The sequence below is a fragment of the Actinoplanes sp. CA-015351 genome (assembly GCF_050955685.1).
In the GTDB taxonomy this organism is placed as follows: domain Bacteria; phylum Actinomycetota; class Actinomycetes; order Mycobacteriales; family Micromonosporaceae; genus Actinoplanes.
In genome coordinates, this window is the sequence record NZ_CP192102.1 from 1,436,933 (window position 1) to 1,462,450 (window position 25,518).

General features: G+C 69.4%; 24 protein-coding genes. 8 read left to right on the plus strand and 16 right to left on the minus strand.

Features of this window, described 5'->3' with window-relative positions; all coding sequences use genetic code 11:
• The first annotated feature begins 369 nt into the window (after positions 1-369).
• On the plus strand, positions 370-2,016 hold the full coding sequence (gene argS / locus ACQP2E_RS06675; protein WP_433828980.1) for an arginine--tRNA ligase: 1,647 nt from the start codon (positions 370-372) through the stop codon (positions 2,014-2,016).
• A 59-nt stretch (positions 2,017-2,075) separates the two neighbouring features.
• Entirely contained in the window at positions 2,076-3,866 is a 1,791-nt protein-coding gene (locus ACQP2E_RS06680) for a bifunctional metallophosphatase/5'-nucleotidase (protein WP_433828981.1), read from the plus strand.
• Positions 3,867-3,898: 32 nt separating this feature from the next.
• On the opposite strand, the gene ACQP2E_RS06685 is transcribed toward ACQP2E_RS06680, so the two are convergent.
• The 3 genes from ACQP2E_RS06685 to ACQP2E_RS06695 form a co-directional block, all read right to left on the minus strand.
• On the minus strand, positions 3,899-4,498 hold the full coding sequence (locus ACQP2E_RS06685; protein WP_433828982.1) for a hypothetical protein: 600 nt from the start codon (positions 4,496-4,498) through the stop codon (positions 3,899-3,901).
• A gap of 72 nt (positions 4,499-4,570) precedes the next feature.
• Positions 4,571-5,995: a serine/threonine-protein kinase gene (locus ACQP2E_RS06690; RefSeq protein ID WP_433828983.1), complete on the minus strand. Its 1,425-nt coding sequence runs from the start codon at positions 5,993-5,995 to the stop codon at positions 4,571-4,573.
• Positions 5,996-6,296: 301 nt separating this feature from the next.
• Positions 6,297-6,731: a hypothetical protein gene (locus tag ACQP2E_RS06695; RefSeq protein WP_433828984.1), complete on the minus strand. Its 435-nt coding sequence runs from the start codon at positions 6,729-6,731 to the stop codon at positions 6,297-6,299.
• Positions 6,732-7,016: 285 nt separating this feature from the next.
• Between ACQP2E_RS06695 and ACQP2E_RS06700 the strand changes: the two genes are divergently transcribed.
• The gene (locus tag ACQP2E_RS06700) at positions 7,017-7,382 is read left to right on the plus strand and encodes an STAS domain-containing protein (protein ID WP_433828985.1); all 366 of its coding nucleotides are present in this window, start codon (positions 7,017-7,019) and stop codon (positions 7,380-7,382) included.
• A 16-nt stretch (positions 7,383-7,398) separates the two neighbouring features.
• Here ACQP2E_RS06700 and surE read toward each other — a convergent pair whose 3' ends face one another.
• From surE to ACQP2E_RS06720, 4 genes are read right to left on the minus strand one after another with little or no spacing between them, the layout of a single operon-like run.
• Positions 7,399-8,265 (minus strand): 5'/3'-nucleotidase SurE, encoded by an 867-nt coding sequence (gene surE / locus ACQP2E_RS06705; protein WP_245972455.1) that lies wholly within the window; start codon positions 8,263-8,265, stop codon positions 7,399-7,401.
• The gene (locus ACQP2E_RS06710; RefSeq protein ID WP_433828986.1) at positions 8,262-9,206 is read right to left on the minus strand and encodes a 1-phosphofructokinase family hexose kinase; all 945 of its coding nucleotides are present in this window, start codon (positions 9,204-9,206) and stop codon (positions 8,262-8,264) included. Before ACQP2E_RS06710 ends, surE begins: the two co-directional genes overlap by 4 nt.
• A gap of 56 nt (positions 9,207-9,262) precedes the next feature.
• Complete coding sequence (locus ACQP2E_RS06715) at positions 9,263-9,574, minus strand: hypothetical protein (protein ID WP_433828987.1); 312 nt, start codon at positions 9,572-9,574, stop codon at positions 9,263-9,265.
• Positions 9,575-9,616: 42 nt separating this feature from the next.
• Positions 9,617-10,534, minus strand: coding sequence for a cation diffusion facilitator family transporter (locus ACQP2E_RS06720; protein WP_433828988.1), 918 nt, complete (start codon positions 10,532-10,534; stop codon positions 9,617-9,619).
• Positions 10,535-10,666: 132 nt separating this feature from the next.
• On the opposite strand from ACQP2E_RS06720, the gene ACQP2E_RS06725 reads away from it, so the two are divergent.
• Positions 10,667-11,608: an SMP-30/gluconolactonase/LRE family protein gene (locus ACQP2E_RS06725; RefSeq protein WP_433828989.1), complete on the plus strand. Its 942-nt coding sequence runs from the start codon at positions 10,667-10,669 to the stop codon at positions 11,606-11,608.
• Positions 11,609-11,636: 28 nt separating this feature from the next.
• On the opposite strand, the gene ACQP2E_RS06730 is transcribed toward ACQP2E_RS06725, so the two are convergent.
• Together ACQP2E_RS06730 and ACQP2E_RS06735 are read right to left on the minus strand one after the other, a co-directional pair.
• A complete protein-coding gene (locus ACQP2E_RS06730; RefSeq protein WP_433828990.1) occupies positions 11,637-13,757 on the minus strand; it encodes a HelD family protein in 2,121 nt (706 codons plus the stop codon).
• A 228-nt stretch (positions 13,758-13,985) separates the two neighbouring features.
• On the minus strand, positions 13,986-14,942 hold the full coding sequence (locus ACQP2E_RS06735) for an alpha/beta fold hydrolase (protein WP_433828991.1): 957 nt from the start codon (positions 14,940-14,942) through the stop codon (positions 13,986-13,988).
• Between the two features lie 170 nt (positions 14,943-15,112).
• On the opposite strand from ACQP2E_RS06735, the gene ACQP2E_RS06740 reads away from it, so the two are divergent.
• Positions 15,113-15,721, plus strand: a complete 609-nt coding sequence (locus ACQP2E_RS06740; protein ID WP_433828992.1) for a carbonic anhydrase — start codon at positions 15,113-15,115, stop codon at positions 15,719-15,721.
• A 108-nt stretch (positions 15,722-15,829) separates the two neighbouring features.
• Here the strand turns inward: ACQP2E_RS06740 and ACQP2E_RS06745 are convergent, their stop codons facing one another.
• Positions 15,830-16,156 carry a hypothetical protein gene (locus ACQP2E_RS06745; protein ID WP_433828993.1) on the minus strand — a complete coding sequence of 109 codons (327 nt, stop codon included), beginning with the start codon at positions 16,154-16,156 and terminating at the stop codon, positions 15,830-15,832.
• A 245-nt stretch (positions 16,157-16,401) separates the two neighbouring features.
• Between ACQP2E_RS06745 and ACQP2E_RS06750 the strand changes: the two genes are divergently transcribed.
• A complete protein-coding gene (locus ACQP2E_RS06750) occupies positions 16,402-16,893 on the plus strand; it encodes a DUF3145 domain-containing protein (RefSeq protein ID WP_360433538.1) in 492 nt (163 codons plus the stop codon).
• A gap of 82 nt (positions 16,894-16,975) precedes the next feature.
• Positions 16,976-18,721, plus strand: a complete 1,746-nt coding sequence (locus ACQP2E_RS06755) for a glycoside hydrolase family 3 protein (RefSeq protein WP_433828994.1) — start codon at positions 16,976-16,978, stop codon at positions 18,719-18,721.
• A 51-nt stretch (positions 18,722-18,772) separates the two neighbouring features.
• Here ACQP2E_RS06755 and fabF read toward each other — a convergent pair whose 3' ends face one another.
• The 5 genes from fabF to ACQP2E_RS06780 form a co-directional block, all read right to left on the minus strand.
• Positions 18,773-19,999, minus strand: a complete 1,227-nt coding sequence (gene fabF, locus ACQP2E_RS06760; RefSeq protein WP_433828995.1) for a beta-ketoacyl-ACP synthase II — start codon at positions 19,997-19,999, stop codon at positions 18,773-18,775.
• Position 20,000: 1 nt separating this feature from the next.
• Positions 20,001-20,243, minus strand: a complete 243-nt coding sequence (locus ACQP2E_RS06765; RefSeq protein WP_014441425.1) for an acyl carrier protein — start codon at positions 20,241-20,243, stop codon at positions 20,001-20,003.
• Positions 20,244-20,290: 47 nt separating this feature from the next.
• Positions 20,291-21,241, minus strand: a complete 951-nt coding sequence (locus tag ACQP2E_RS06770) for a beta-ketoacyl-ACP synthase III (protein WP_433828996.1) — start codon at positions 21,239-21,241, stop codon at positions 20,291-20,293.
• Entirely contained in the window at positions 21,238-22,176 is a 939-nt protein-coding gene (locus ACQP2E_RS06775) for an ACP S-malonyltransferase (protein ID WP_433828997.1), read from the minus strand. Before ACQP2E_RS06775 ends, ACQP2E_RS06770 begins: the two co-directional genes overlap by 4 nt.
• A gap of 197 nt (positions 22,177-22,373) precedes the next feature.
• The gene (locus tag ACQP2E_RS06780; protein WP_433828998.1) at positions 22,374-23,555 is read right to left on the minus strand and encodes a PucR family transcriptional regulator; all 1,182 of its coding nucleotides are present in this window, start codon (positions 23,553-23,555) and stop codon (positions 22,374-22,376) included.
• A gap of 574 nt (positions 23,556-24,129) precedes the next feature.
• Here ACQP2E_RS06780 and ACQP2E_RS06785 point away from each other — a divergent pair.
• Positions 24,130-24,762 (plus strand): TetR/AcrR family transcriptional regulator, encoded by a 633-nt coding sequence (locus ACQP2E_RS06785; RefSeq protein WP_433828999.1) that lies wholly within the window; start codon positions 24,130-24,132, stop codon positions 24,760-24,762.
• Here the strand turns inward: ACQP2E_RS06785 and ACQP2E_RS06790 are convergent.
• On the minus strand, positions 24,689-25,342 hold the full coding sequence (locus ACQP2E_RS06790) for a hypothetical protein (RefSeq protein WP_433829000.1): 654 nt from the start codon (positions 25,340-25,342) through the stop codon (positions 24,689-24,691). The two genes, ACQP2E_RS06785 and ACQP2E_RS06790, sit on opposite strands and share 74 nt — an antisense overlap.
• Between the last annotated feature and the right edge of the window lie 176 nt (positions 25,343-25,518).

The following is a 25,518-nucleotide window of genomic DNA, read 5'->3' on the forward strand; positions in this document are numbered from 1 at the left end:
CGCCTGGCCGCCCTGGCCGCCCTGGCCGCCTGGCCGCCTGGCCGCCCTGGCCGCCTGGCCGCCGTGTCGCCTGATCGCCGTGTCGCTGTGTCGCCGTGTCGCCTATTCGGCTGCTTGTCGGATGGCTGGACGGCTGGCTGGAGACGGTGGTGCGGGGTTGGGGTGGGGCCGAGGTAGGGGTGGGTGGAAAAGGGGGAGCGGGGGTCAGGGCGCGTGGTTATAGTTCGGCGCATGTGCTGCTTTGGTGTGCGACGCCGGTCTCTCTCTGGCCGCCGCTGAAGTTTGGCTTTTTGCTGGCGGGTCGTTGCCCGCCGGTGCTGGAGAGCGCCTGTGCTCCGACCCGTCTCGTTTCTCGTGATGGGGTCGACTGTGAATCTTGAACGCCTTCTGCATGACCGGCTTGAGCCTGCTTTTGAAGCGGTTGCCGGTGTCCCCACCGAGCCCGCCGTCCGGGTGTCGCCGCATGCGGATTTTCAGTCCGGGGCGGCGCTGGGGCTTGCGCGTACCCTCGGGAGGCCGCCGAGGGAAATCGCAGCTGAAGTGGCGGGGAAGGCGGACCTTGGCGGTCTCGCCGAGGTCGCCGTCTCCGGGCCTGGGTTTCTCAATCTGACCGTTTCTGATGATCTGATCGTGGCCTCGCTGGACGCGCTCACCGGCGATGACAGGCTCGGTGTCGCGCAAACAAAGACGCCGCGGCGAATCGTTGTCGACTACTCCGGGCCGAACGTCGCCAAGGAGATGCACGTCGGGCACCTGCGGTCCACGATCATCGGGGATGCGCTGGCCAGGCTTCTTGACTGGCAGGGGCACGAAGTGATTCGGGTCAATCATCTCGGTGACTGGGGTACGCCGTTCGGGATGCTGATCGAGCATCTGATCTCCACGGAGGGTGTGGACGGCGACCATTCGCTCGGTGATCTGACCGCTTTTTATCGTGCTGCTCGGGCCGAGTTCGACGCTGATGAGGGCTTCCGGACCCGGGCGCGGCTGCGGGTGGTGGCGCTGCAATCCGGCGATCCGGACACCCGTGAGCTGTGGCGGCGGCTGGTTCAGCGGTCCGAGGAGGAATTCCTGGCCGTCTATGACCGGCTCGGTGTCACGCTCGGGCCCGAGGATTTCGCGGGGGAGAGCGGTTATCAGGATGATCTTGCCGGGGTCGTGGCCGAGCTGAGCGCGAAGGGCCTGCTTGTGGAGAGCGACGGCGCGCTTTGCGCCTTTCCTGCCGGTTTCACCGGCAAGGACGGCGCCCCGGTCCCGCTCATCGTGCGCAAGGGCGACGGCGGTTTTGGTTACGCCGCGACGGATCTCGCGGCTCTCCACCATCGGGTACGCGACCTCGGCGCCGACGAGCTGCTGTACGTCGTCGGAGCACCGCAGCGTACCCACTTCCAGATGATCTTCGCCGTGGCCCGGGCGGCCGGATGGTTGCCGGAATCGGTCAGCGCCGAGCACATCGGGTTCGGCTCGGTGCTCGGTGCCGACGGCAAGATGCTCAAGTCCCGGGCGGGGGAGACGCTGCGGCTCGCCGACCTGCTGGACGAGGCGGTGGATCGGGCGTCGGCCCCGGAGATCGGGCTTGCCGCGATCAAGTACGCCGACCTGTCCGGCGATCGGCGGGGCGATTATGTCTTCGACGTCGACAGGATGCTGGCGACCAGCGGGAACACCGGACCGTACCTGCAATACGCGTACGCAAGGATCTGCTCGTTGTCGGTGAAAGCCGGCGGCGAGCCGGGGAGGGTGATGATCACGCAGCCGGCAGAGCGTGCTCTTGGTCTTGCGCTGCTCGGGCTGGAGCCGGCCGTGCGCGGTGCGGCTCAGGCGCGGGAGCCGCATCGGCTGGCCGGTTATCTGCATGACCTCGCAGCGGCGTTTTCGGTCTTCTACGAGAAGTGTCCGGTGCTGCGGTCGGAGGGTGCGGTACGCGCGAGCCGGCTCGCGCTGGCCGAGCACACCGCGCGGACCCTCCATCGTGGAATGTTTCTGTTGGGTATCCCGGCGTTGGAGCAGATTTGATCTCCACGCAACGTGTCACCGATCGACCGATGCCCGTATCGGCCGTTAAGGTGCGGGGAATGACCCCTCTCTCCGGCATATCGCGCCGTGGTGTGCTCGCCGCCTCCGCGGCGTCCGTCGCCGCGCCCCTCATGGTCTCGGAAGCGGCACAGGCCGGCGGCCACAAGCCCCCCGCCTCGACGACCTACCGGCTCACTGTGCTCGGCACGTCGGACACGCACGGTAACGTCTACAACTGGGACTACTACAAGGACGCTGAGTACGACGACAGCGCGAAGAACGACATCGGTGTTGCCAAGCTTGCCGCTCTGGTGAACAAGCTTCGCGCCGAAGCGACCGGCCCGGTGCTGGTCCTCGACGCCGGCGACACGATCCAGGGCACGCCCCTGGCGACCTATTACGCCAAGCAGGAGCCGATCACCTCGACCGGTGAGAAGCACCCGATGGCCCGCGCCATGAACGTGCTGCACTACGACGCCGTCACGCTCGGCAACCACGAGTTCAACTACGGCCTGCCGCTGCTGAACCTCTGGATCCGCCAGCTCGGCTTCCCGGCCCTCGCCGCGAACGCGATCAGCGTGAAGACCGGCAAGCCGGCGTTCACCCCGTACATCATCAAGAAGGTCTCGCTCGGCAAGCACGCGCCGACGCTGCGCGTCGGCATCCTGGGTCTCACCAACCCGGGCTCGGCGATCTGGGACAAGGCGAACGTCGAGGGCAAGATCGAGTTCACCGACATGATCGCCTCGGCGGCCAAGTGGGTGCCGATCATGCGGGCTCGCGGCGCCGACATCGTGCTGATCTCTGCGCACGGTGGCGACAGCGGCACGTCCAGTTACGGCACCGAGCTGCCCAACGAGAACCCGACCGCGATGATCGCCGAGCAGGTGCCCGGCATCGACGCGATCCTTTTCGGTCACGCGCACCGTGAGGTGCCGCAGCGGTTCGTCGCCAACCTGAAGACCGGCAAGCAGGTGCTGCTCTCCGAGCCGTCGAAGTGGGGCCAGCGCCTCACCAAGATGGACTTCGACATCGTCCGCGACAAGGGCGACTGGAAGATCACGACGAGCGCCGCGGTCATGCTCAACACCAACACGGTCGAGGCCGACCCGAAGGTGCTCGCGGTCGTCAAGAAGCAGCACGAGAAGACCGTGGCGTACGTGAACCAGCCGGTCGCGAACTCCACCGAGACGCTCTCCGCGGCGACCTCCCGGTACGAGGACACCCCGATCCTCGACTACATCAACAAGGTGCAGACCGACACCGTCACGGCGGCGCTGGCCGGCACCGCGTACGCGTCACTGCCGGTCCTCTCGATCGCCGCGCCGTTCAGCCGTACCGCGGTGTTCCCGCAGGGTGAAGTCAAGATCAAGGACGTCGCGGGGCTCTACATCTACGACAACACCCTGGAAGCGGTCGTGCTGACCGGGGCCGAGGTGAAGGCGTACCTGGAGTACTCGGCGAAGTACTTCGTGACGCTCGCGGCGGACGCCCCGGTGAACACCGAGACGATCAGCGACCCGGCGGTGCCGGACTACAACTACGACGTCCTCTCCGGCGTCGATTACGACATCGACATCAGCAAGCCGGTCGGCAGCCGGATCACCCGCCTGCAGATCGCCGGCGTGGACGTCGCGGCGGACGCCCAGTTCGTGGTGGCGGTCAACAACTACCGGCGCTCCGGCGGCGGCAGCTTCCCCGGCATCGTGAAGACCCAGGTCTACAACGCGCAGCAGGAGATCCGCCAGCTCCTGATCGACTGGGCGCAGGCCAAGGGCGCCATCGACCCGGCCGACTTCTACGTCAAGAACTGGCAGCTCGTCCGCGCGGGCGTGCCGATCACGTTCTGATCCCGTGGGGCCCGGGTGACCGGGCCCCACGCTCAGTCGTTGATCTCCCAGTTGCTGTTGAGGTCCGCATCCACGAAGAGCGACGTGGACTCACCGTCCGCGACAAGGGTGAACGTGCAGACATAGGTACGCAGGCCGTCGGAGCCGCGGTCGCCCTCGGGCGTGCACTGCGGGTTCGAGACGGTCGCGCCCACCGACTTCGCGATCCGGCCGTCGTCGAGGATGGTGTCCTCCAGGGCGGCGGTCAGCGACTTCTCCTCGAAGTGGGCATAGGCCGGCAGGGCCACGCGGTACGCCAGCGCCGACCAGAACGCGGTAGCGATCACCAGCGTGGCGCCGAACGCGATCCAGTACGGTGCGCGTTCCCGCCCGTACTTGCGGGCCCGGCCGGAGCGCCGCATCGCCGGGATGACGCCGAGGACGCTGAGGAAGAACGTCCAGCCCACCACCGGCCGCCAGGACGGCGCCGGTGGGCGGGCCGAGCCGTGCACCTCGCCCGGGAACCGGACCAGCAGCTGACCGTGCTTGTTCTCCGGTGAGCCGTACGGAGGCACGACGCCACCGAACGGCTGCGCAGCCAGTTCGTTCTGGACCGGTGCCGGGGTGACCGCCCACGGTGGAGCTTCTGTCATGTGAGGACCTTCCAGGTAGCGGCACGGTTGCAACCGTCCCGCTCATCGGCGCAGGCCCTCACGAGTTGAGGATTACGGGGCGGTGCCCCCGCCGCCGGTCCCGGTCGTCGTGGTGGTGGTGACCGTGGGCTCCGGCTCCTCGGGCTCCTCCGGCGCCGTCGTGGTCGGCACGGTCGTCGGCACCGTGGTCGGCGTCGTCGTGGCCGGGGTGGTCGGGTCGGTCGTCGCCGGAGTCGTCTCGCTCGGCGTCGGGGAGGCCGACGACAGCGACGGTGACGGGCTCGCCGACGCGCTGCGCGACCGTTTCACCGGCCGGCGGCTGGTGACCTCGGTCGACGGCTCGGCCTCCTCGCTCGCCTCGGTCGGGAACTGCTCCACCACCACCTGCTCGTTCTGCTGGGTGGGTGAGGTCGTCGGCTCCTTGTCGCCGGTCGGGTTGAGCAGGAAGACCACTCCGAGGGTGCCGGCCAGCGCGAAGAGCGCGAGAATCGCGAACATCAGCCCGCGCTGGGCGAGCGGCTGCGACGGCCGGGCCGCGGAGTACGGCACCGGAGGCGGGCCCACCGGCGCCTGCGGCGGGAAGTTGCGGGGACGCGGCACCGCGCGGGTCGGCGCGGCCGGGCTGAGCGGGGCCACCATGGCCGTGCCGGTCAGACGTTTCCAGTCCATCGGCCCGGCGGCGGCGAAGGCGGCCTCGGCGAACTCGGCGGCGCTCTGGAACCGGTCCGACGGCTGTTTCGCCATCGCCTTGGCGATCAGGTGACGCACCTCGACCGGCACGTGGTCGGGCAGCGGTGGCGGCTCGTCCTCCAGGTGACGCAGCGCGACCTGGAGCGCGTTCTCCCCGTCGAACGGGGGGCGTCCGGCGATGCAGTGGTACGCCACGGCGCCTAGCGCGTACACATCGGTGGCTGGTGTGAGGTCGCCCTTGGCGACCTGCTCGGGCGCCATGTAGAGCGCCGTGCCGACGATCGCGTTGAGGCCGGTGACGCTGGTCAGCGCCGCCGACCGGGCGACACCGAAGTCGATCAGGATGACCGCGCCGGTCGGTTTCACGATCAGGTTGCCGGGCTTGATGTCGCGGTGCACGATGCCGGCCTGGTGCGCGGCGTGCAGCGCGTCGGCGGCCTGGGCCACGATCGAGAGGGTCTCGGTGACCGGGATCGGCCCCTCTTTCACCCGGCTGGACAGCGGCTCGCCCTCGACGAAGGCCATCACCAGATAGGCGACCTTCTCCTGGCCGCCGAAATCGCCGTCGCTCGCGTAGTCGTAGACCTCGACGACACCGGGGTGCCGGAACGTCGCCATCATCCGGGCCTCGCCGTAGAAGCGAGTGGCGAACTCCGGATCCTCGAGCATCGCGGTGCGCAGCACCTTCACGGCGACCGTGCGTCCGAGGACTGCATCGGTGCCGCGCCAGACGTCACCCATCCCGCCGGTCGCGATGCGATCGTCCAACCGGTACCGGTTGTCCAGGAGATCTCCGGCACTGAGCACCAGTGGGACCTTATCTGTATCGGGCGGCCCGAGAGGGTGCCGCGGAGGGAAGCCGAATGCCGCTCAAGAGTACAGATCACCGCCACTGCGCGGGAGGTCAGCGACGGCGGCCTTGGACCGGCCGCGGAGTCCTCAATGAGCTGTTTGAGCCTGGGTTCCCGGGTGTCGCGCGCTCGGCGTTGATCACCGGAGCGCACCGCGGCCCTCCGATACGACGATGAATGTGCTGGAAAGCACTCCGGCTGGCCGCCAGATCGGCGACCAGCCGGCACTTTCGCTCATCCGGTACGGCCTGAAAGCCTCAGCGCTCGTCGTACGTCGGGGTGACAACGATGGCGGTCTCGGCGAGCTCGAGCTCCTCGTTCTCCGCCTGACGTTCCTGTGCGGCCCGTGCGGTGCTGGCCGCGGCCCAGCCGGCGGCCAGGCCGATCAACCCGATCGCGGCGATCAAGCCCCACGGACGGGACGGCTTGCGTCCGGCCAGCGCGTTCGCCGCCGCGTTCGCCCGGCCCCACGCCTCGTCTGTGACGGAACTCACCCGTCCGCCGGCCTGGTTCGCCAGCGACGAGCTCTTCTTGCTGGCACGTTTGGCCAGCTTGCGGCTCTTGTCACCTGCCTTGCCGGCGAGGTTGGTCGCTGTGCCGGCGCCCTCACTGGCCGCCGTCATGGCCGAGGTGAGGTACTCCCAGGCCTGCTCCGCGGTCCGCTCGGCCCGGTTCTTCCTGCTCCACGACATCACTACCTCCTGCGATGGCCCTTCAAGGCCAGCATGCCCCGGATCGGAGTTCGACAAACGTCCGGTATGGACGGCATCACGGTTCGAAAACGATTTGACGGGCCGCAGTACTGTTGACCTCGTTCACACGGGCCACTCAGGCGACTGACAGGTTCAGGGCCTAACCTTTCGGACGGATTCACCGAACCTTCCGGGGGTAGTCCTGCCGGTCTTCTCAACCGGCCTGGCTGACCCACGAACAGAGGAACAACGCCTGGACCAGCCGGGCGGGTGGAGGGAAGAGGCGTGACGCTGTCGATAACGACGTCGACGCTGGCCGACGGGGCCATTGAAATCTCGCCGCGAGGCGAGATCGATGTCGAGAACGCGTACGAGATCCGCGAGGCGGTGGGTGCGCAGCTCTCTGACGCCAGCCCCGGCCGGATCGAGCTCAACATGCAACAGGTGACTTTCATCGACTCTGTGGGGATCAGCGCCCTCGTGGCCGCTTTCCAGCTCGCCGGAGTCAGCGGTGTCAAACTCGTCGTCACGCGGCCGAGCCGTTTCGCGCACAGGCAGCTGTGGGTGACCGGTCTGCTCGGTCTCTTCGGCAATCCGCAGCCCCACGAGCCGCAGGCTTACGAGGACGTGGTGACCACCGCCGGCGCGTGACGTCAGCACAGACCAGTCAGAACCCCGGGCTCTGCACCCGGACCGCTTCGACATTGATGCGAATGTCGGTGTCCTCGTGCGGGGCCCGGATCGGGGTGACCACGGCGAAGTTCTCGGCGAGGGCTGCCAGGTCGCTACCGGCTTCCAGTTCCTCCTCGGCGGCCTGCACGGCCGTCCGGACGAACCCCTCGCCGGCTTCGGCGATGCTCATCTGCACCTGACCGAAACGGGCCAGGTGCGCCTGCCGGAGCCCGCGGATGCCGTCCAGATGCAGGTCCGGCACATTCAGGTTGAAAACCGTCCCGGGCGGCGTGTGCAGCAGCGCCGGGAGGATCCGGACCGCCACCGCGGCGCCGCTGGCCCAGTGGTGCAGCTCGTCGTCGATCGTGTCGAGGGCGGCGATCGCGGCCCCTCCGCTGGACGCTGACGCGGCCGCCGGGGTGAGCACGTCCAGGGACACGGCGAGGCCGCGCAGGCCGGCGTGCGAGGCGGTGAGCGTCGCGCCGACGGTGCCGGAGTGCACCACCGCCGCGCCGGCGTTGGCGCCCCGGTTGATCCCGGAGACCACCAGGTCCGGCACCGGGCCGAACGCCTCACGCAGCGCCAGCAGCACGATGTACGCGGGCGAGGCCGCCACCCCGTACGCCGGGATGTGTTTCGCGCCGTGCAGCTCTCGCGGCTCCGACACGATCTTGCCCTCGTGCACCACTGCTGTCATCGCGGCGCTGCTGCCGCTGGACTCACTCAGTGGGGCGGCCACCACCACGTCGTAACCCTCGTGGGCGACAGCACGGGCCAGCCAGCGGATGCCGGGCGCCTCGATGCCGTCGTCGTTGGTGATCAGGATCCTCATCGGGGGCTGATTGCCCGAGATCGAACTCATGATGCCTTCTTGATCGGAGTCAGTACGACTCGTTCGGTGAGGACTCGTACGGCGTCGACGTGCCCGGTGCCCAGGCCGTGCCGGGTGACGTTCAGCGCACCGGCGGCGGCGCCGGTCCGGACCGCCTCCTCCATCGGGCCGCCGTGCGCGAGAACGGCCGCGACTCCGGCCGTCATCGAGTCGCCCGCCCCGCGGTGCTCGGCCGATATCAGCCGGGGGAGCGCGACGCTGTAGATCTCGCCGTCGATCAGGGCCAGAGCGCCCTCGTCGGACCGGGAGATCAGGACCGTCTCGGCGCCTCGCTCGTGCAGATGTGCGAGCGCCTTCGTCAGGGAGGCGGTGGATCCGTCCGGCACTGTCCCGTCCGCGATCAGCTCCTCGTGGCTGATCTTCAGAACCGAGACACCGGCGTCCAGGACCGCGGCCAGGTGCTTGCTGCACAGGTCCACGATCACCCGGCAGCCGTTGGATCGCAGGTCGGCGGCGAGCCGGCCGTAGACCTCCGGTTTGATCACCGAGGGGTGCGCCGGGCCGCTCAGGATCGCGATCCCGGCCCGCAGGCCCTCGGCGAGCGTCAGGTTGTACAGCTCGTCGAGCTCGTGCCTCGACAGCGGGTTTCCGGGCCGCTCGGCGATCTCCTGACGGCTGCCGCCGCGGCGATCGTGCACGTACCACCCGCTGCCGTGCTCGCGCATGACCAGGCGCAGCGTGACGCCGGGCAGGTCGGAGAGCAGAGGACTGAGCACCCGGCCGACCTCACCGCCGGCGGCCGCGCACAGCGTCACGTGCGCACCCAGCGACGTGATCATCCGGGTCTGCCAGATGCCCTGGCCACCCGGGTGGACGTGCAACTCAGGCTCGTCGTGGTGTTGTTCGATGGTCACCGTCAGCTGGGGCGCCGGCGCGAAGACCATGACCCGGCCGTCACTCATGTCTCGCATTGTTATCTTTTTGCGCATCCGCCGTGGCTGATCGCAAAAAGAACAAGTGCCCCGCTTTACGACTCGCGCCCCGTGATGGTCAACTCGTGGACCTGGTCGGTCAGCTCGGGATGGGCGCGTAACAGCTCTTCGAGGCGGATGCGCCACTTGCCGGCCTCCAGGTCGGTGGCGGACCGGTCGCCACCGGTCCGGGCGGCCTCGGCGACCAGGTACTCGTGGGTGGCGAGCAGAGCCTCGAAGATCTCCGGCCCGAGCAGGTGGTAGGCGGCGGAGGCGAATTCGTGGTGGGACGGCTGGGACGCGGCCCGGACGAAGGCTCGCGCGGCATCCCAGATCACACGCGGCTGGTGGGTGACGTGCGTCGACATGGCTCGATCATCGCGCGCCGGGTGTGATGATCGCCATAGCTGTCACCAGCCGGTCGGCGTGCAGTGCCGGCTCGCGCCGGCCGGCTCCACCTGCAGGGTGGCGTGGTCGATCGCGAAATCCTCGTGCAGAGCGTCGCGGGCCACCGAGAGCACCGCGCCGAGCTCGGCCGCCGGGTCGAGGCGCAGGTGTGCGGAGGCGACGTCCATGCCCGAGGTGAGGGTCCAGACGTGCAGGTCGTGGACGTCGCAGACGCCGGGGACCGAGGCCAGCCGGTCACGGACCGCGGAGATGTCCAGGTGCTCGGGCGCGGCCTGGACCAGGATGCGGATCGCCGAGCGGCCCAGCGCGAACGTCCGCGGCAGGATCATCAGGGCCACGATCACGGCGACGATCGGGTCCGCGTACGTCCAGCCGGTGAACCAGATGACCAGAGCGGCCACGATGACGCCGACTGAGCCGAGCAGGTCGCCGAGCACCTCGATGTACGCCCCGCGTACCCCGATGTTCTCCTTGGCGCCGGAGCGCAGCAGCAGGAAGGCGACCACGTTGGCGAGCAGGCCGCCGGCCGCGACCAGCAGCATCCAGCCGGCCGGGACGTGCGGCGGGTCGGTGAACCGGCGCACGGCCTGGACCACCACGAAGCCGGCGACCACGGTGAGCAGGGCCGCGTTGGCGAGTGCGGCGAGCACTTCGAGGCGGTAGAGCCCGAAGGTGCGGCGCGAATCGCCGCCGCCGGCCCGGCCGGCCGCGGTGATGGCGGCGAGCGTCATGGCGATCGCCAGAACATCGGTGAACATGTGACCGGCGTCGGAGAGAAGAGCCAGTGAACCGGTGAGACCGGCTGCGACCGCCTCGACGATCATGACGGCGGTCAGCAGGCCCGCTGCCCACCAGAGAGGCTTGCGGTGCTTGGCCCCTCCGAGCTGGGCGGCAGTGCCGTGGTCGTGGCCGGCTCCCATGTCTTCTACCTTCCGTCGTCCAGCGGGCCGTCGCCAATGTATGCGGACATTGCTATATGTGCAATCGGTTGTGTGGATGACCATCGCACGTTGGAATCACCTATGACCCGTCCGCAACGGAAAGGAAGTTTCGTGCTTCGCCGTACCTTTGCGAACGCCCTACTTGGCACCGCCCTCGCGGTGACGGTAACCGCCGTACCCGCCGAGGCAGCCCAGTCCAGGGCGTTGACAGGCCCACTACCCAGCACAATCACCCTGCCGAGCGGTTTCCAGCCCGAAGGCATCGCCATCGGGAAGAAGCCGTACGCCTACTTCGGCTCCCGGGTCGACGGCGACATCTATCGCGTCGATCTGCGTACCGGAGCCGGCCGGACCTTCAGCGAAGGGCCGGGCACCGCGTCGCTCGGTCTCAAGATCGATGACAACCGGCTTTTCGTGGCCGGGGGCGCGGGGGGCAATGCCCGTGTTCTCGATCTGCGCACCGGTGAGGTACTGAAGTCGTACCAGCTTCAGCCGGTGGGCACGACGGCCTTCATCAATGACGTGATCGTCACCGATGACGCGGCCTGGTTCACCGACTCGCGCAACGCGGTGCTGTTCAAGCTGCCGTTCGGCCGGCACGGCAAGCTGCCGGCCGCGGCCGCCGCGGTGCCGATCACCGGTGACTTCGTCCAGGGCGAGGGCAACAACGCCAACGGAATCACCACCACGCCCGACGGCCGTGCGCTGATCGTCGTGCAGTCCAACACCGGCTCGCTGTTCCGGGTCTCGTACTCCGGGGTGGCCACGAAGGTCGACCTCGGCGCCACCGAGACGCTTGTCAACGGCGACGGGCTGTGGCTGCGCGGCAGGACGCTGTACGCCGTGCAGAACCGGCTCAACGTGATCGCCAAGGTCGAGCTGAACCGCAAGGGCACGGCCGGGACCGTCGTCTCCCGGACCGGTGACCCGAGCTTCGACGTGCCGACCACGATCGCGGAGTTCGGCAAGCGGTTCTACCTGCCGAACGCCCGCTTCACCACACCGGCGGAGCCGACGACCGCGTACAACGCGGTCGCCGTGCCCATCCCGTAGTAACTGTCGCCGTGTCCATCCCGTAGAGCTAGAGCCAGCCGGGGTTCGTGCCCACCGTGGTCAGCCGTTGCGTCGCACGTGACAGCGCCACGTACAGGGTGCGGATCCCGGCCGGGTCGCTGGCGATCTGCGCCGGCTCGACCAGGACCACGGCGTCGTACTCCATACCCTTGGCCTCCAGCGCGGTCACCACCTGGACCCGCTCCGGCAGACCGGCCACCCAGCCGGCCACCTCGCCCTGACGGGGCACCGGCATGATCACGCCGATCGTGCCGTCCACCTCGGCGAGCTGCTTCTCGGTCAGCTCACGAACCGCACCGGGCAGCCCGTCGACAGTGGTCACCACGTCGGCCGGGTCGACGCCGGTGCTGCGTACCGCCGAGGGCAGCGGCAGGTCCGGCATGATCTTGCGGATCACCTGGGCGGCCACCGCGAAGATCTCCGAGGAGTTCCGGTAGTTGGTGGTCAGCGAGTAACTGTTGCGCTTGCGGGACCCCAGCGCGCGATCGCGCGCACGGTCCAGCTCATCCGCGTCACCCGACCATGCGGTCTGTGCCGGGTCACCCACAACCGTCCAGGATGCGTACGCGCCCCGGCGCCCGACCATCCGCCACTGCATCGGTGACACGTCCTGTGACTCGTCCACCACGATGTGCGCGTAGTCCCGGTAGTCGTCCTCACGCTGCAGGTGCTGCGTGCGGGCGGCCGCCTGCCGGTCCGCGAACGTGCTGACCTCCTGGACGCCGTCGCGCACGTGGAACGGGTTCTTCGACTTCTTGGCCGGCTTGCGCGGGCGGCCCATCAGCTCGTCCAGCTCGTCCAGCAGCGCCACGTCGGCGATCGTCGGCCCCTCGGTGGCGAGCGCGTCGAACGAGCCCTGGAGGGTGGCGATCTCGTCGCGGGAGAGGATGCCGTTCGCGTACGACCGGAGTCGTCCGGGGTCGGCCATCCAGAGCAGCACCCGCATCGGGGTGAACCGCGGCCACCAGGCCTTGAGGAATTCCCGGAAGTCGTTGCGGTCGGCCAGCTCGGCCTCGAACTCCTTCTTCTCCGGCAGGCCACTGCCTTTGTGGTCACGGAACTGTGCCCAGAGCGCGTCGAAGACCCGGTCGAAGCCGTGGCCGCGTACCTCGTTGCGCCGGGCGCCGCGCTGGAGCGCGGCACGGCGGATCTTCTCGAGCGCCGCGGCGTCCAGCCGCAGCAGCGTGCCCCGGTAGAGCAGGCGCAGCTCGGTGGGGCCGCCCGGCACCGCGTCGTGCGAGGCGCGTTCCAGCACCCGCCGCATGCGCAGCGAGCCCTTGATCGAGGCCACCTCGCCGGAGTCGACCCGGACGGCGTCGTAACCGGGCACCAGCGAACCCAGCGAGCGCAGGGTCGCGGTCTCCTCGCCGAGCGAGGGAAGCACTGTCGCGATGTACTCCACGAAGACCCCGGACGGGCCGACCACCAGGACGCCGCCGCCGGCGAACCGGCTGCGGTCGGAATAGAGCAGGTACGCCGCTCGGTGCAGCGCCACCGCCGTCTTGCCGGTGCCCGGGCCGCCGGTGACGATCGTCACACCGCCGGCGGGGGAGCGGATCGCCTCGTCCTGCTCGCGCTGGATGGTGGCGACGATGTCGCGCATGCCCCGGCCGGTCGCTTTCGCGAGGCTCGCCAGCAGGGCACCGTCGCCGACCACCCGCATGTCGTCCGGCGCGGAGTCCGGATCGAGCAGGTCGTCCTCGATCCCGGTGACCCGCTCGCGGCTGGACTGGATCATGCGCCGGCGGACCACTCCGAGTGGATCGGCCGGCGTGGCCTGGTAGAACGCGGCGGCGGCCGGCGCACGCCAGTCCACCACCAGCGGCTTCGAATCGTTGTCGCGGATTCCCATCCGGCCGACGTAATGGGTGGCCTCGGTCTTGAGGTCGAGCCGGCCGAAGACCAGGCCCTCGTGCTCGGTGTCCAGGGCGTGCCGGCGGCGAGCCGCGTGGAAGACCATCGCGTCACGCTCGACCAGGGCTCCGAAGGTGCCGACCCCGGCCAGGCTGTAGCCCTCTTTCTCGGCTCGGGAGGCGTCCCGGCGCAGCTCGGTGAGCCGGGCGTAGACCCGGTCCACGTGCTGCTGTTCGACCGCGATCTCCTGTTGCAGGACGGTGGCGTCGCTCAAGTCCGCTGTCTTCCTCTCATGCCCACCACACCGCTCAGCGCGAAGGGGGGCGAAAAACCTCTGCGCACCACCAGCGCTTGCGCGTAGGGGGCAATCGAACTTACTCCTGTCCGGCTGGCCGCGTCGAACCGCACTCCTCCCGCACTACCCTCCGCCCAGTCCTCGAATCTCTCAGGATTGCCGCCGGGGCGCCGCCGGACTCCCGTTTCAGCTGAAACGGGAAACGACTTAGGCGGCCTCGCGGCAGCGGGTAACGCCCTCGCGCACGGCGCGGCGTTCCCGTTTCGCCGACCGGGCGACTCGCCGGACGATGGTGACGAGCGCCGAGGAGACCTGCTCCGGACGCTCCAGCGGCAGCATGTGCCCGGCGCCCTCGAGGATCTCCAGCCGGGCGCCGGGCAGCGCCTGGGCGATCGACTCGGCGCAGGCCGTCGGGGTGAGCCGGTCCCGGTCACCGACCAGGACGGTGGCCGGGATGTCGGCGATGGCCGCGAGGGTGTCCAGGCGCTGCTGGGCGCCGACCGACGCGCGGAAGCCGCCGATCGAACGCAGCGAGGCGCGACCGATACCGCCGAGGGTGACTTTGAGTGCGGCGTCCGCGCAGTCCTCGCCGAAGAGCAGCCACTGGACTGCCGGGCGCAGGGCGGGCAGCACCATGCGGTGCGGTGACCACGCGCCGGAACGGGCGAGCAGGCCGGCACCGAAGGTCTCGCCGGCGCGGAACACGGCGGCCACCTGCGACGGCAGGCCGTACCGGGTGTGTGTATGTCCCTCGGCGGTCGTGGAGACCAGCAGCAGGCCGGCCACCCGGGCGGTGAACTCCTCGGGGTGGCGGTGCGCGTACTCCATGATCGTCATGCCGCCCATCGAGTGGCCGGCGAGGACCACCGGACCGGTCGGCGCGAATTGCCGCAGAACCTCGGCCAGGTCGTCGCCGAGCTGGGCCAGGGTGGCCCCGCCGAGCCCGGTGTGCCCGGACCGCCCATGGCCCCGGGTGTCGTAAGCGATCACCCGCGGCGCCTTGTGGCCCATGCCGCCGAGGGCCGCGACCTGGTCATGCCAGATCCGGCGGTCCAGGCACCAGCCGTGCAGCAGCACCACGGTCACCGGCGCGTCGGCCGGGCCGGAAACGGTCACGTGCAGGCGTACGCCGTCGGCGAGAGTGATCTCCGAGCGCGTCTGCATGGGCACCTCCGTGAGTGTCACGGTCCCCGTTGTACCCACGGGTAATAATCATCACTCCCGATCACGTGTATTACCAGCATGTTTCGTCAAGGCTTTTGGTCAGATCCGGTCGGACAGTGAGTTACCTCGCAATCACTTTCCCGCCGGACTTCAGCAGCGAAAATCTCTTCATGGCTGTTACCCGAGAAGCGCAGGTCATCACGCCCGCTGAAGCACTCAGCAGACTCGTGACGGGCAACAAGCGGTTCGTCTATGGAAATCCCCGTTACGGCCACGACGTGACCCAGGCGGCTGCCACCGCGGGCGGCCAGCAGCCGCACTCGGTGGTCCTCGGCTGTATCGACTCACGGGTTCCGCTCGAGGCGATCTTCGACCAGCCGTTCGGCTCGATCTGCGTGGCGCGCTCCGGCGCACACGTGCTGGACCGGTCGCTGATCGGCTCGGTCGGCTTCGCGGTCGCCGAGCTCGGCGTCTCGCTGGTGGTCGTGGTCGGGCACAAGCGCTGTGGCGCCGTGAACGCCACGGTGAAGGCCCTGCGCGCCGGCACCGTCTCCGAGGGCGAGATCGGCTATCTGGTCGACCAGCTGGCCCCTGCGGTACGCGAGGTGGGCATGGACGACCCGGACGCCGCCGAGAAGGCGATCCGCGCCCACGTGATCCGGACCACGGACCGGTTGCACAAGGTGGAGAGCCTTGCCGAGGCGATCGCGGCCGGGCGGATCAACGTGGTCGGCGCCATCTATGACCTGGACAGCGGATGGGTAGAATTTCTCTCTTGATTTTTTGGAGGCCTTGATTTTTGCAGGCCTCAGCCTGTCCTGATCTTCATGAAGTGCAAAAAGGCGCCCCCCGGCACAAACCGGGAGGCGCCTTTTTCAGAGGCGTTCTCAGCCCTCGAACACGCCGGCGTCGGCGAGACGCTTCTCGGTCGCGTCCCAGCCGTGCTCCGGGCTGGCGTTGTGCAGCGAGTTGATCTCGGCGCGGATCTTGGCACCGTGGCCGGCCGCGGCCAGCACCCGGATCTCCTCGACGAAAGCGTCCGAGTCGGTCTTGAGGTGCGTGGTCTTGCCGTTGGTCAGGTTACGCACGTACGCGAAGCGGCCGGTGCCGAGCGGGATGAGGTACTTGTACTCACCGAGCACGCTGAGGGCACCGGACGTGCTCTGGCCGGCGCGGACTGATGCGCGGGCGGTCTTTGAGGTGTTGCTCGCCACGGCGGCACTCCTTGGAGGAAAGCTGAGAAAGTAGAAAAAGGGCCGTGGCAACTCTACACGACAGCCCGTGGACCGTGCCGTCGGAGCAGGTACGGGCGTTGCACTGGGTATGCCACTACGGCACGTCCCATAGTCGATGTTGCGGATTCTCTGGCGCACCATCCGTACCACCCGGCATCATGGGACACGATCAACCGCGGTCGAGGTCGTAGGGGAAGACGCACCTCGGTCTCCGGGAGGTCACCGTGCCAACGTGTGGCGTCGTATACGTCCACTCGACCCCACTCGCCGTGTGCCAGCATGTCGAGTGGGCGATCGCGCGCGTCCTGACCGCGCCGGTCAATCTGCAATGGACCGTGCAACCGGTCGATCCCAGCATGCGCCGAGCTGAGTGCAGCTGGACCGGCCGGGCTGGTACTGGCGCCGAGCTGGCTGCTGCCCTCCGGCAGTGGCCCATGATCCGTTTCGAGGTCACCGAGGAACCCAGCGCGGGCCTTGACGGCGAGCGGTTCATGCACGTCCCCGGGCGTGGCCTCTTTCATGGGGTCATGGGCGCTTCGGGCGACATCCAGATCGGCGAGGACCGGCTGCGCTCCATCATGACCTCGGTCCGCGCGCCCGAGGCGCTGGCGCACGCCCTGGACAAAGCGCTGGGCACCGCATGGGATGCGGAGCTCGAGCCGTACCGGTACGCCGGCGACGGTGCGCCGGTCACCCTGCTCACCAGGGTCGGCTGACGTGCGATCCGGCTGATCGGGCGAAAACCGCGACTGGTGGTTCTCGGGGATAAAGTGGCGACGGTCGCCGTGAACTGGTTCGATGGCGTGCGTGAAAAACCTGCTCCGCGTCGCTTTGGCCGTACCTTTGCTGCTTTTGTCCGGAGCATGCGGTAACGATGAGCCGGCGCCGTCGGCAACCACCGCGACGACGCCTCCGGCGTCGCCGTCCCTCGCGCCCGAGCCCTCGGCCAGCGCCGGCCTGGTGATCAACGCGGACCCGGCGGCGCGTGCGGCCGAGGTGGTGACCAGGCTCAGTGACGAGGACCTGGCCGGCCAGGTGCTGATGCCGTACGCCTACGGCAGTTACGCCACCACCGTCGACAAGGGCGCCTCCGCCGGCAACCAGAAGCTCGCCGGGGTGAACACCCCGGCCGAGATGATCGAGAAGTACAAGCTCGGCGGTCTCATCCTGGTCGGCTTCACGCCGGACGACCCGACCGGCGACACCAACCCGACCACGAACGTGGAGAACCCGAAACAGGTCCGCGAGCTGACCAGGGGCCTTCAGCAGGCGGCCCTCAAGCTGCCCGCCGCCGCACCCCTGATGATCGGCACCGACCAGGAGTACGGCGTGGTCACCCGGATCACCGAGGGCGTCACGATGCTCCCGTCGGCGCTGGCCGTCGGCGCGGCGCGGCAGCCCAGCCTCACCGAGGTGGCCTGGCGGGCAGCCGGCGAGGAGCTGGCCGCGATGGGCATCACCGTCGACTTCGCCCCGGTCGCCGACACGCTCGCGACCCGGGGTGGCGGCCTGATCGGCTCACGCTCGTTCGGCTCCGACGCCAAGGCCAACGCCACGCAGGTCACCGCCGCCGTCCGGGGCTTGCAGGGCGCCGGCGTCACGGCCGCCCTCAAGCACTTCCCGGGCCACGGGCACACCAGCGGGGACAGCCACGACGAGCTTCCGGTGATCAAGCAGAGCCGCAAGGACTGGGAGGCGCAGGACCTGCCGCCGTTCCAGTCGGGCATCGCGGCCGGCGCGGGCCTGGTGATGTCCGGTCACCTCGATCTCCAGGCGATCGACAAGGGCACCGCCGCCACGTTCTCCCACAAGATCATGACCGACGTGCTGCGCAAGCAGCTCAAGTTCACCGGGGTGGCGATCAGCGACGCGATGAACATGGCACCGGCGAAGAAGTGGCCGGCCGGCGAGGCCGCGGTCCGCGCGCTCAACGCGGGCAACGACATGCTGCTCATGCCGCCGGACATCGGCGGCGCCCGGGACGGCATCGTGGCCGGGCTCAAGAGCGGCAGCCTCAAACGGGAACGCCTGGTCGAGGCGGTCACCCGGATTCTCACCCTGAAGTTCCGTACCGAGATCAGGAACCAGCCGGACCTCGACGTCGTCGGCTCGCCGGCGCACGCCCGGTCGGTCGGCGCCCTGGACGCCGCCGCGATCACGGTTCTCCGGGGCAAGTGCTCCGGGCCGCTGGTCGAGGGTCCGGTCACGGTCACCGCGCCCGCCTCGCGTGAGGTCGCCCGGGTCGCCATGGTCCGGGCCCTTCAGGAGGCCGGTGTGAACGTCCAGGCCGACAACGGGGCGAAGATCCGCCTGGTCGGTTTCGGCGACTCCCAGGTCGACCTGGACGACTCGGCGGCGATCACGGTGGCGATGGACAGCCCGTCGCTGCTGGGGCTGTCCCGGTCGCCGACGCTTGTCGCCACGTACTCGTCGAGCAGGCTCTCGCTTGCCGCCCTGGCCGCAGTCGTCGCCGGGAAGGCCAAGGCGCCCGGCAAGTCGCCGATCGAGGTGGCCGGGCTGAAGCGGAGCGCGTGCGTCAAATGACCTGAATGAAACAGCCGGGTGCCACGACATTCGTGGCACCCGGCTTTTGGATCAGGCGCGGGCGAAGACCAGGGCCACGTTGTGGCCCCCGAAACCGAACGAGTTGTTCATCGCCGCGGTCATCTCGAGCGGCCGCGCCTTGTGCGCTGCCACGTCGAGGTCGAGACGCTCGTCCGGGTCGTCGAGGTTGATGGTCGGGGGGATCACAGCCTCACGCAGGGCGAGAATGGTGGCGATCGACTCGACCGCACCGGCCGCGCCGAGCAGGTGCCCGCTCATCGACTTGGTCGAGGTGAGGATCGGGTGATCGCCGATGGCGGCCCGGATCCCCTTGATCTCGCTCATGTCGCCGACCGGCGTCGAGGTGGCGTGCGCGTTGACGTGCTGGATGTCCGCACCGGTCAGGCCGGCGTCGGTCAGAGCCATCCGCATCGCACGGATGCCACCGCGGCACTCCGGGTCGGGCTGGACGATGTCGAAACCGTCCGAGGTGATGCCGGCGCCGAGGAGGCGGGCGTAGATCTTCGCGCCACGAGCGATCGCGTGATCGGCACGCTCCAGCACGATCGTTCCGGCGCCCTCACCCAGGACGAAGCCGTCCCGGTTCTTGTCCCACGGGCGCGACGCCTTCTCCGGCTCGTCGTTGCGCGTCGACATGGCGCGCATCGAGGCGAAACCGGCGAGCGGCAGCGGGTGCACGACGGCTTCGACACCACCCGCCACCACCACGTCGACGCGGCCGGCACGGATCAGGTCGAGCCCGAGGGCCACGGCCTCCGCGCCGGTGGCGCATGCGCTGGCCACGGCCCGGACGCCACCCTGGGCACCGAGCTCGATGCCGACCCAGGCGGCAGGGCCGTTGGGCATCAGCATCGGTACGGTGTGCGGGCTGACCCGGCGCGGGCCGGACTGCTCGAGGATGTCGTCCTGTTCCAGCAGCGTGGTGGCGCCGCCGATGCCGCTGCCGATGCTGACCGCGAGGCGTTCCGGGTCCAGGCCCGAACCGGCCAGGCCGGAGTCGGCCCAGGCCTCCTTCGCCGCGATCAGCGCCATCGCCTCGGAACGGTCAAGACGGCGCATCTTGACCCGCTCGATGAGCGTGGCCGGGTCGACCGCGAGTTGTGCGGCGATCCGCACCGGGAGCTGACCCGCCCACTCCTGAGTGAGCGGGCCGACCCCGGAGCGGCCCGCGAGCATTGCGTCCCAGGTGGACGCGACGTCCCCGCCCAGCGGGGTCGTCGCGCCGAGCCCGGTGACGACGACGTCTACGTTGCTCATGTCAGTGGTTCGCCTCGATGTAGGTGACGGCATCGCCGACGGTCTTCAGGTTCTGGACCTCGTTGTCGGGGATCTTGACGCCGAACTTCTCCTCGGCCGCGACGACGACCTCGACCATGGACAGCGAGTCGACATCCAGGTCGTCGGTGAAGGACTTACCCTCGGCGACGTCGTCCGGGTTCACCCCGGCGACCTCCTCGAGGATCTCGGCGAGGCCAGAGGTGATCTCTTCGCGAGTTGCCATTCTCGTTCTTTCTCTCGGTGGGTGGTGAATACGCCGTCAGGTGCTGCTCAAGGGCAGCGGACAACCTGGCCGGCGTAGGTGAGGCCGCCGCCGAAGCCGAAGAGCAGCACGTGGGACCCGGAGGGAACCTCGCGCCGTTCGATCAGCTTCGACAGTGCCAACGGCACACTGGCCGCTGAGGTGTTGCCGGAATGGACCAGATCTTTTGCGACGATCGCGTCCGGGCTCAGTCCGAGCCGTTTCACGATGCCGTCGATGATCCGGGTGTTCGCCTGGTGCGGCACGAAAGCCGCCAGGTCGGAGGGGTCGACGCCGGCGCGGCGGCAGGCCTCGATCGCGAACGGGGCGAGCGCGGTGGTGGCCCAGCGGAAGACCGCCTGGCCCTCCTGCTCGATGTACGGCTGCCAGCCCTCGATCCGCAACACGTCGCCCTTGTCCGGGGCGGAACCCCAGAGCACCGGGCCGATGCCGATCTCCTCGCCGTCCGGAACGGCGGAGACCACCGCGGCGCCCGCGGCGTCACCGAAGAGCACGGCGGTGGTGCGGTTGGACCAGTCGACGACGTCGGAAAGCTTCTCCGAGCCGATGACCAGGGCGTTGCGGGCGGCGCCGGCGCGGATCGCGTGGTCCGCGGTGCCGAGCGCGTACGAGAACCCGGAGCAGGCGGTGTTCAGGTCGTACGCCGCCGGTGCCGTGATGCCGAGCCGGCTCGCGACCCGGGCCGCCACGTTCGGGCAGCGGTCGATCGAGGTGCAGGTCGCGACGGTCACCAGGTCGATGTCGGCGGCGGTGAGGCCGGAATTCGCCAGTGCCTTCTCGGCCGCGTACGTCGCCATGTCGGCGACCGACTCGTTCTCGGCGATGCGGCGCTCGGCGATGCCGACCCGGTCCCGGATCCACGCGTCGTTGGTGTCCAGGTTCATGGCCAGGTCGTCGTTCGTGACCACGCGCGAGGGCTGGTAGTGCCCCATCGCGACGATGCGGGAACCCGCGGTCATCGTGCTCCTCCTTGGTGTCCGCCGTGGCGGGCGATCAGGTCGCGGGCGGCGTCCAGGTCGTCCGGGGTGTTCAGGGTGACGATCTCGGGCGCGCCCTCGCCCTTGAGCTCGCGCTTGACCAGGCCGGCCAGAGTGCCGGCCGGCGGCAGCTCGATCACGCCGGTGACGCCGAGTTCGCGCAGCGACGCCATGCACAGGTCCCAGCGGACCGGCGCGGTCACCTGACGGACCAGGCGGCGCAGCACCTCGGCGCCCTCGGCGACCGGCTTGCCGTCGAGGTTCGACAGCCACGTCCGGGCCGGATCGTTCACGGTGACGCCGGGCGCGACGGCGGCCAGGGCCGCCTCGGCCGGAGCCATGTACGGAGTGTGGAACGCGCCCGCCACGGCCAGCGCGATGACCCGGGCCTTGGCCGGCGGGGCGGCCGCGAAGTCGGCGAGACCGGGCAGCGCGCCCGCGGCGACGATCTGACCGGCGCCGTTGCGGTTCGCCGGGTGCAGCCCGTGCTTCTCGATCGCGGCGATGACCTCGTCCGGATCGCCGCCGAGGACCGCGCTCATGCCGGTCGGCTCGAGGGCGCAGGCGGCGGCCATCTCCCGGCCGCGCACACCGGCGAGGCTGATCGCGGCCTCCGGGGAGAGCGCGCCGGCCAGTGCGGACGCGCCGAGCTCACCGACACTGTGGCCGGCGATCAGGTCGACGTCGCCCAGCGGGAGTTGCTCGCCCGCGAGCAGCGCGGCCGCGACGAGCAGAGGCTGGGTACGGGCGGTGTCCTTGATCTCGTCGGCGTCAGCCTTGGTGCCGAGGTGGACCAGGTCCACTCCAGCGAGCGCGGACCACTCGCCGAGGCGGGCCTCGGCGCCGGGTAGGGCGAGCCATGGGATCAGGAAGCCGGGCTTCTGTGAGCCTTGGCCGGGGGAGAGTACGGCGAGCACGTCTTGACTCTTCCGGATCGGGGGAGGTTCGGGGGTTGCTGGGCGCGACGAAACCCTACGACGATGTTTGTAGGAAACCTACAAAGCCGCCGTTGGCTTGGGACACTTTAGTCATATTCGCCACGGAAGCGGAATTTCCCCCGCGACCCGTAATCAGCGGACAATACGACCAACATGAGGTACGAGGCAGGCATCCCTCAGGTTGCGGGGTCGAGCCTGCCGATTGTCAGCGCGATGCGTAAAGCGAACGCGTCCCGGCCGTCGAACGGCGACAGGGCAGTGACCTCGGCCACCCGGCGCAGGCGGTATCGCACGGTGTTCGGATGCACGTAAAGCTCGCGTGCCGCACTCTCCAGTACCCCGCCGGAGCCGAAAAACGCATCAAGCGTCTCGATGAGTCCGCTGCCGGCCCGGGTCAGCCCACCGTAGACCTCGTTGCGCAGCTTGCGCCGGGCGTCCAGGTCGCCGGCGAGCGCGCGTTCCGGCAGCAGATCGTCGGCGGCGACCGGGGATGGCGCGGCCGGCCAGGCCGGCGCGGCCCGGAATCCGTTCAGCGCGGCGCGGGCCGACTCGGTCGCCTGGTCCAGCGACGGGACGGCCGGGCCGACCACGATCGGTCCCTCGCCGAAGGTGCCGGAGAGCGCGGCGGCTGTGGCGACCGGGTCGGTGGCGCCGCCCGCCACCACGACCAGCCGGTCGCCGTGCACGCCGCCGATCACCTCGAGCCGGGACCGGCGGGCGGCCCGGTAGACGGCATGCAGCACCGCGGTGATGTCCCCGCCCGGCGAACGGCCCACCACGACCGTCACCGGTGGCGCGTCGGTCCAGCCCAGGGCGGCGGCCCGGCTGGCGAGAACGTCCGAGGAGTCGCCGCGCAGCAGGGCGTCGACGAGCAGGGCCTGCAGGCGGGCGTCCCAGGCGCCCCGGGACTCGGCGGCCCGGGCATAGACCCGGGCAGCCGAGAACGCGATTTCCCGGGAGAACCGGAGGATCGCCTGAAGCAGCGCGCCGGTCTCGCCCTCCTCGGCGAACCCCGGCACCTCCGCCTCGGCGACGTCGATCGTCACCTTGATCAGTTGCACGGTCTGGGTCAGCGTGATGGCCCGGGCCAGGGCGCGAGGCGCCGCCGCGAAGACCTCGTCGGAGATCTCCTGGGTGCTGGCGGCGACCGTGGCGCCGGAGCTGAGCCACTCCACGAGAGATCGGACGCCGGCCTGTGCGACGAGCATCACCCAGGATCGCTGGTCAGCGGGGAGCGCGCGGAACCACGGCAACGTCTCTTCCATGCGGGCCACCGCTGACGTCGCGAGCGCCCCGGCATGCCGTTCGATTCGGCGTAGTGTGCCGGGCGCTAGCGGGTTGGTGGTGCTGTCAGCCACATGCCAAGCGTGTCACGGACCAAATGTCGGGTTGAGCTGAGTAGGTTTATGCCGTTTTACGACATTTGACCGGTGTAGCAGTGCGCCCCTTCCGCGATTTCGGTCGGTGACCTGGCATCGTGTCGGACTAGTGCGGTCCGGGCCGGGGGGTTAACACAGGGCGTCGCGGTGCCGATGAAGAGACGGTGCCGAGGAATGCTGGTGTTGGTGTCGAGGACGCGGATCGAGGAGGCGAGATGATGGAACGGGACGACGCGTTGACGCGTACCGACGGTGATTCCGTCCTCGACGATGTGACGGTGCCCGCACCGGTCGACGAGGAACCGATAGTGGATCCAGGATCGGGACGGGTTGGTTGCCGTACCGAACTGCGTGGGTGGGCTGGTGCTCACCTGCACGGTGCCGTGCGCCCGAGAAGGCGCGCGGCGGGACGAGGGCGGCCGCCAGGCCGCTGGTGCTAGACGCTTCGGTACTGAGCGCCGAGCGGGGAGCTGGGGCCCCGAACGGGTGAGTGCCACACCGGCCCGGGCGAGTTTCGCCCGGGCCGGCCCATGCGCCTGGTCAGGTGGGTGTGGTGGATGACAAGAGACGGCTGATCCTGGACCAGGCGCTTGCCCTCGTGGACGAGCGTGGCCTCGCCGCGATGTCGATGCGGGCCGTCGCCGAGCGGGTCGGCCTGACCTCGATGGCCCTTTATCCGTACGTCGGTGGCAAGGACGCGCTGCTGGACGGCCTCGTCGACCTGCTGCACCTGGAACTGGGAACCGCGTTCGGCGATCCCGCCGAACTGGATCCGGCCGGCATCGACTGGCGGCGGCGGTTACGTGCGCTGAGCCGGGCTGTCCGCGCTCTCGCTCACGCGCACCCGAGTGCTTTCCCTCTGCTGCTGACCCGATCGGCGGCCGGCGCCTCGGCATCCTGGCTGGCCGCAGCGTTGCGCGGCATCCTGCACGACGCCGGTGTACGCGCGCCCGACGTGCCGCGGATCGCGCGGATGATCTGTGCGTTGCTTCTCGGTTATCTCACCGGCGAGGTGACCGGCGGGCTGCCGGTGGCCGAGAACCCCCTCGAACCGGATGCCGAGTTCGACGCCGACCTCGACGACCTGATCGCCCTGGTGGAGAGCGTCTCGGTCAGATCCGGCGCCGGATCAGGAACGCCATCCCGGCGAGACCGACCAGGATCGCCAGCAGAACCGCGCCGTTGAGCAGGAAGAGGCGGCGGATCTCGCCGAACACCTCGCTCGCGCTCTCCACCGGGTTCACGTCGGCGTTCAGGTTCTCGCCGACGCCGCCGCCGATGCCGCCGTTCACCACGTCGGGCTTGGCCTCCAGCGGGGCGCCGGACAGGCGCAGCGACTCCGACATGGAGAGCCGGCCGTAGAACCAGCCGGCCGCTTTCTTGCCCGACGGCTGCTTGGCCGGCCGGTATGCCCGGGGGCCGCCCGCCGCCTGCGGATAGAGGTCGTAGGTCTGGCTCGGCGCGTCCTTGACCAGGATGGTCAGTGTGTATTTGTCGCCGAGCTTGCCGGATTTCGGCGCGGACGTCTGCGGCCTGGCCGCAGCCAGCCAGTCGACCTCGGTGAACAGCATCTCGAAGAGCCGGGGCTCGTCGGCCTGCCGGATCACGATCGACTTGCTGATGCCCTTGCCCTTGATCTCCATGGCATTGGGCTCGTCCTTTTTCGGCGCCGCCGCCGCACCTGGCGCGAAGCCGAACGTCAGCACGACGGCTATCACCATCGCACCGGCCGCCGACACCAGCCTGGTGATCGTCCCTCGCACCATCCGACCTCCCCCGCCCGTGGATGCACATGGACCACTGACCCACTGCTCGTGGCCCACACACCCATAGCCTTCCCGGACTCCGGCCCCGGCGCATCTCGCGGCAGGGTGAATTGGAGCCATTTGGGGGACGGCTGAGACAACCGGTGACCGTTGATCAGCGGCCGAATAGTACCTAC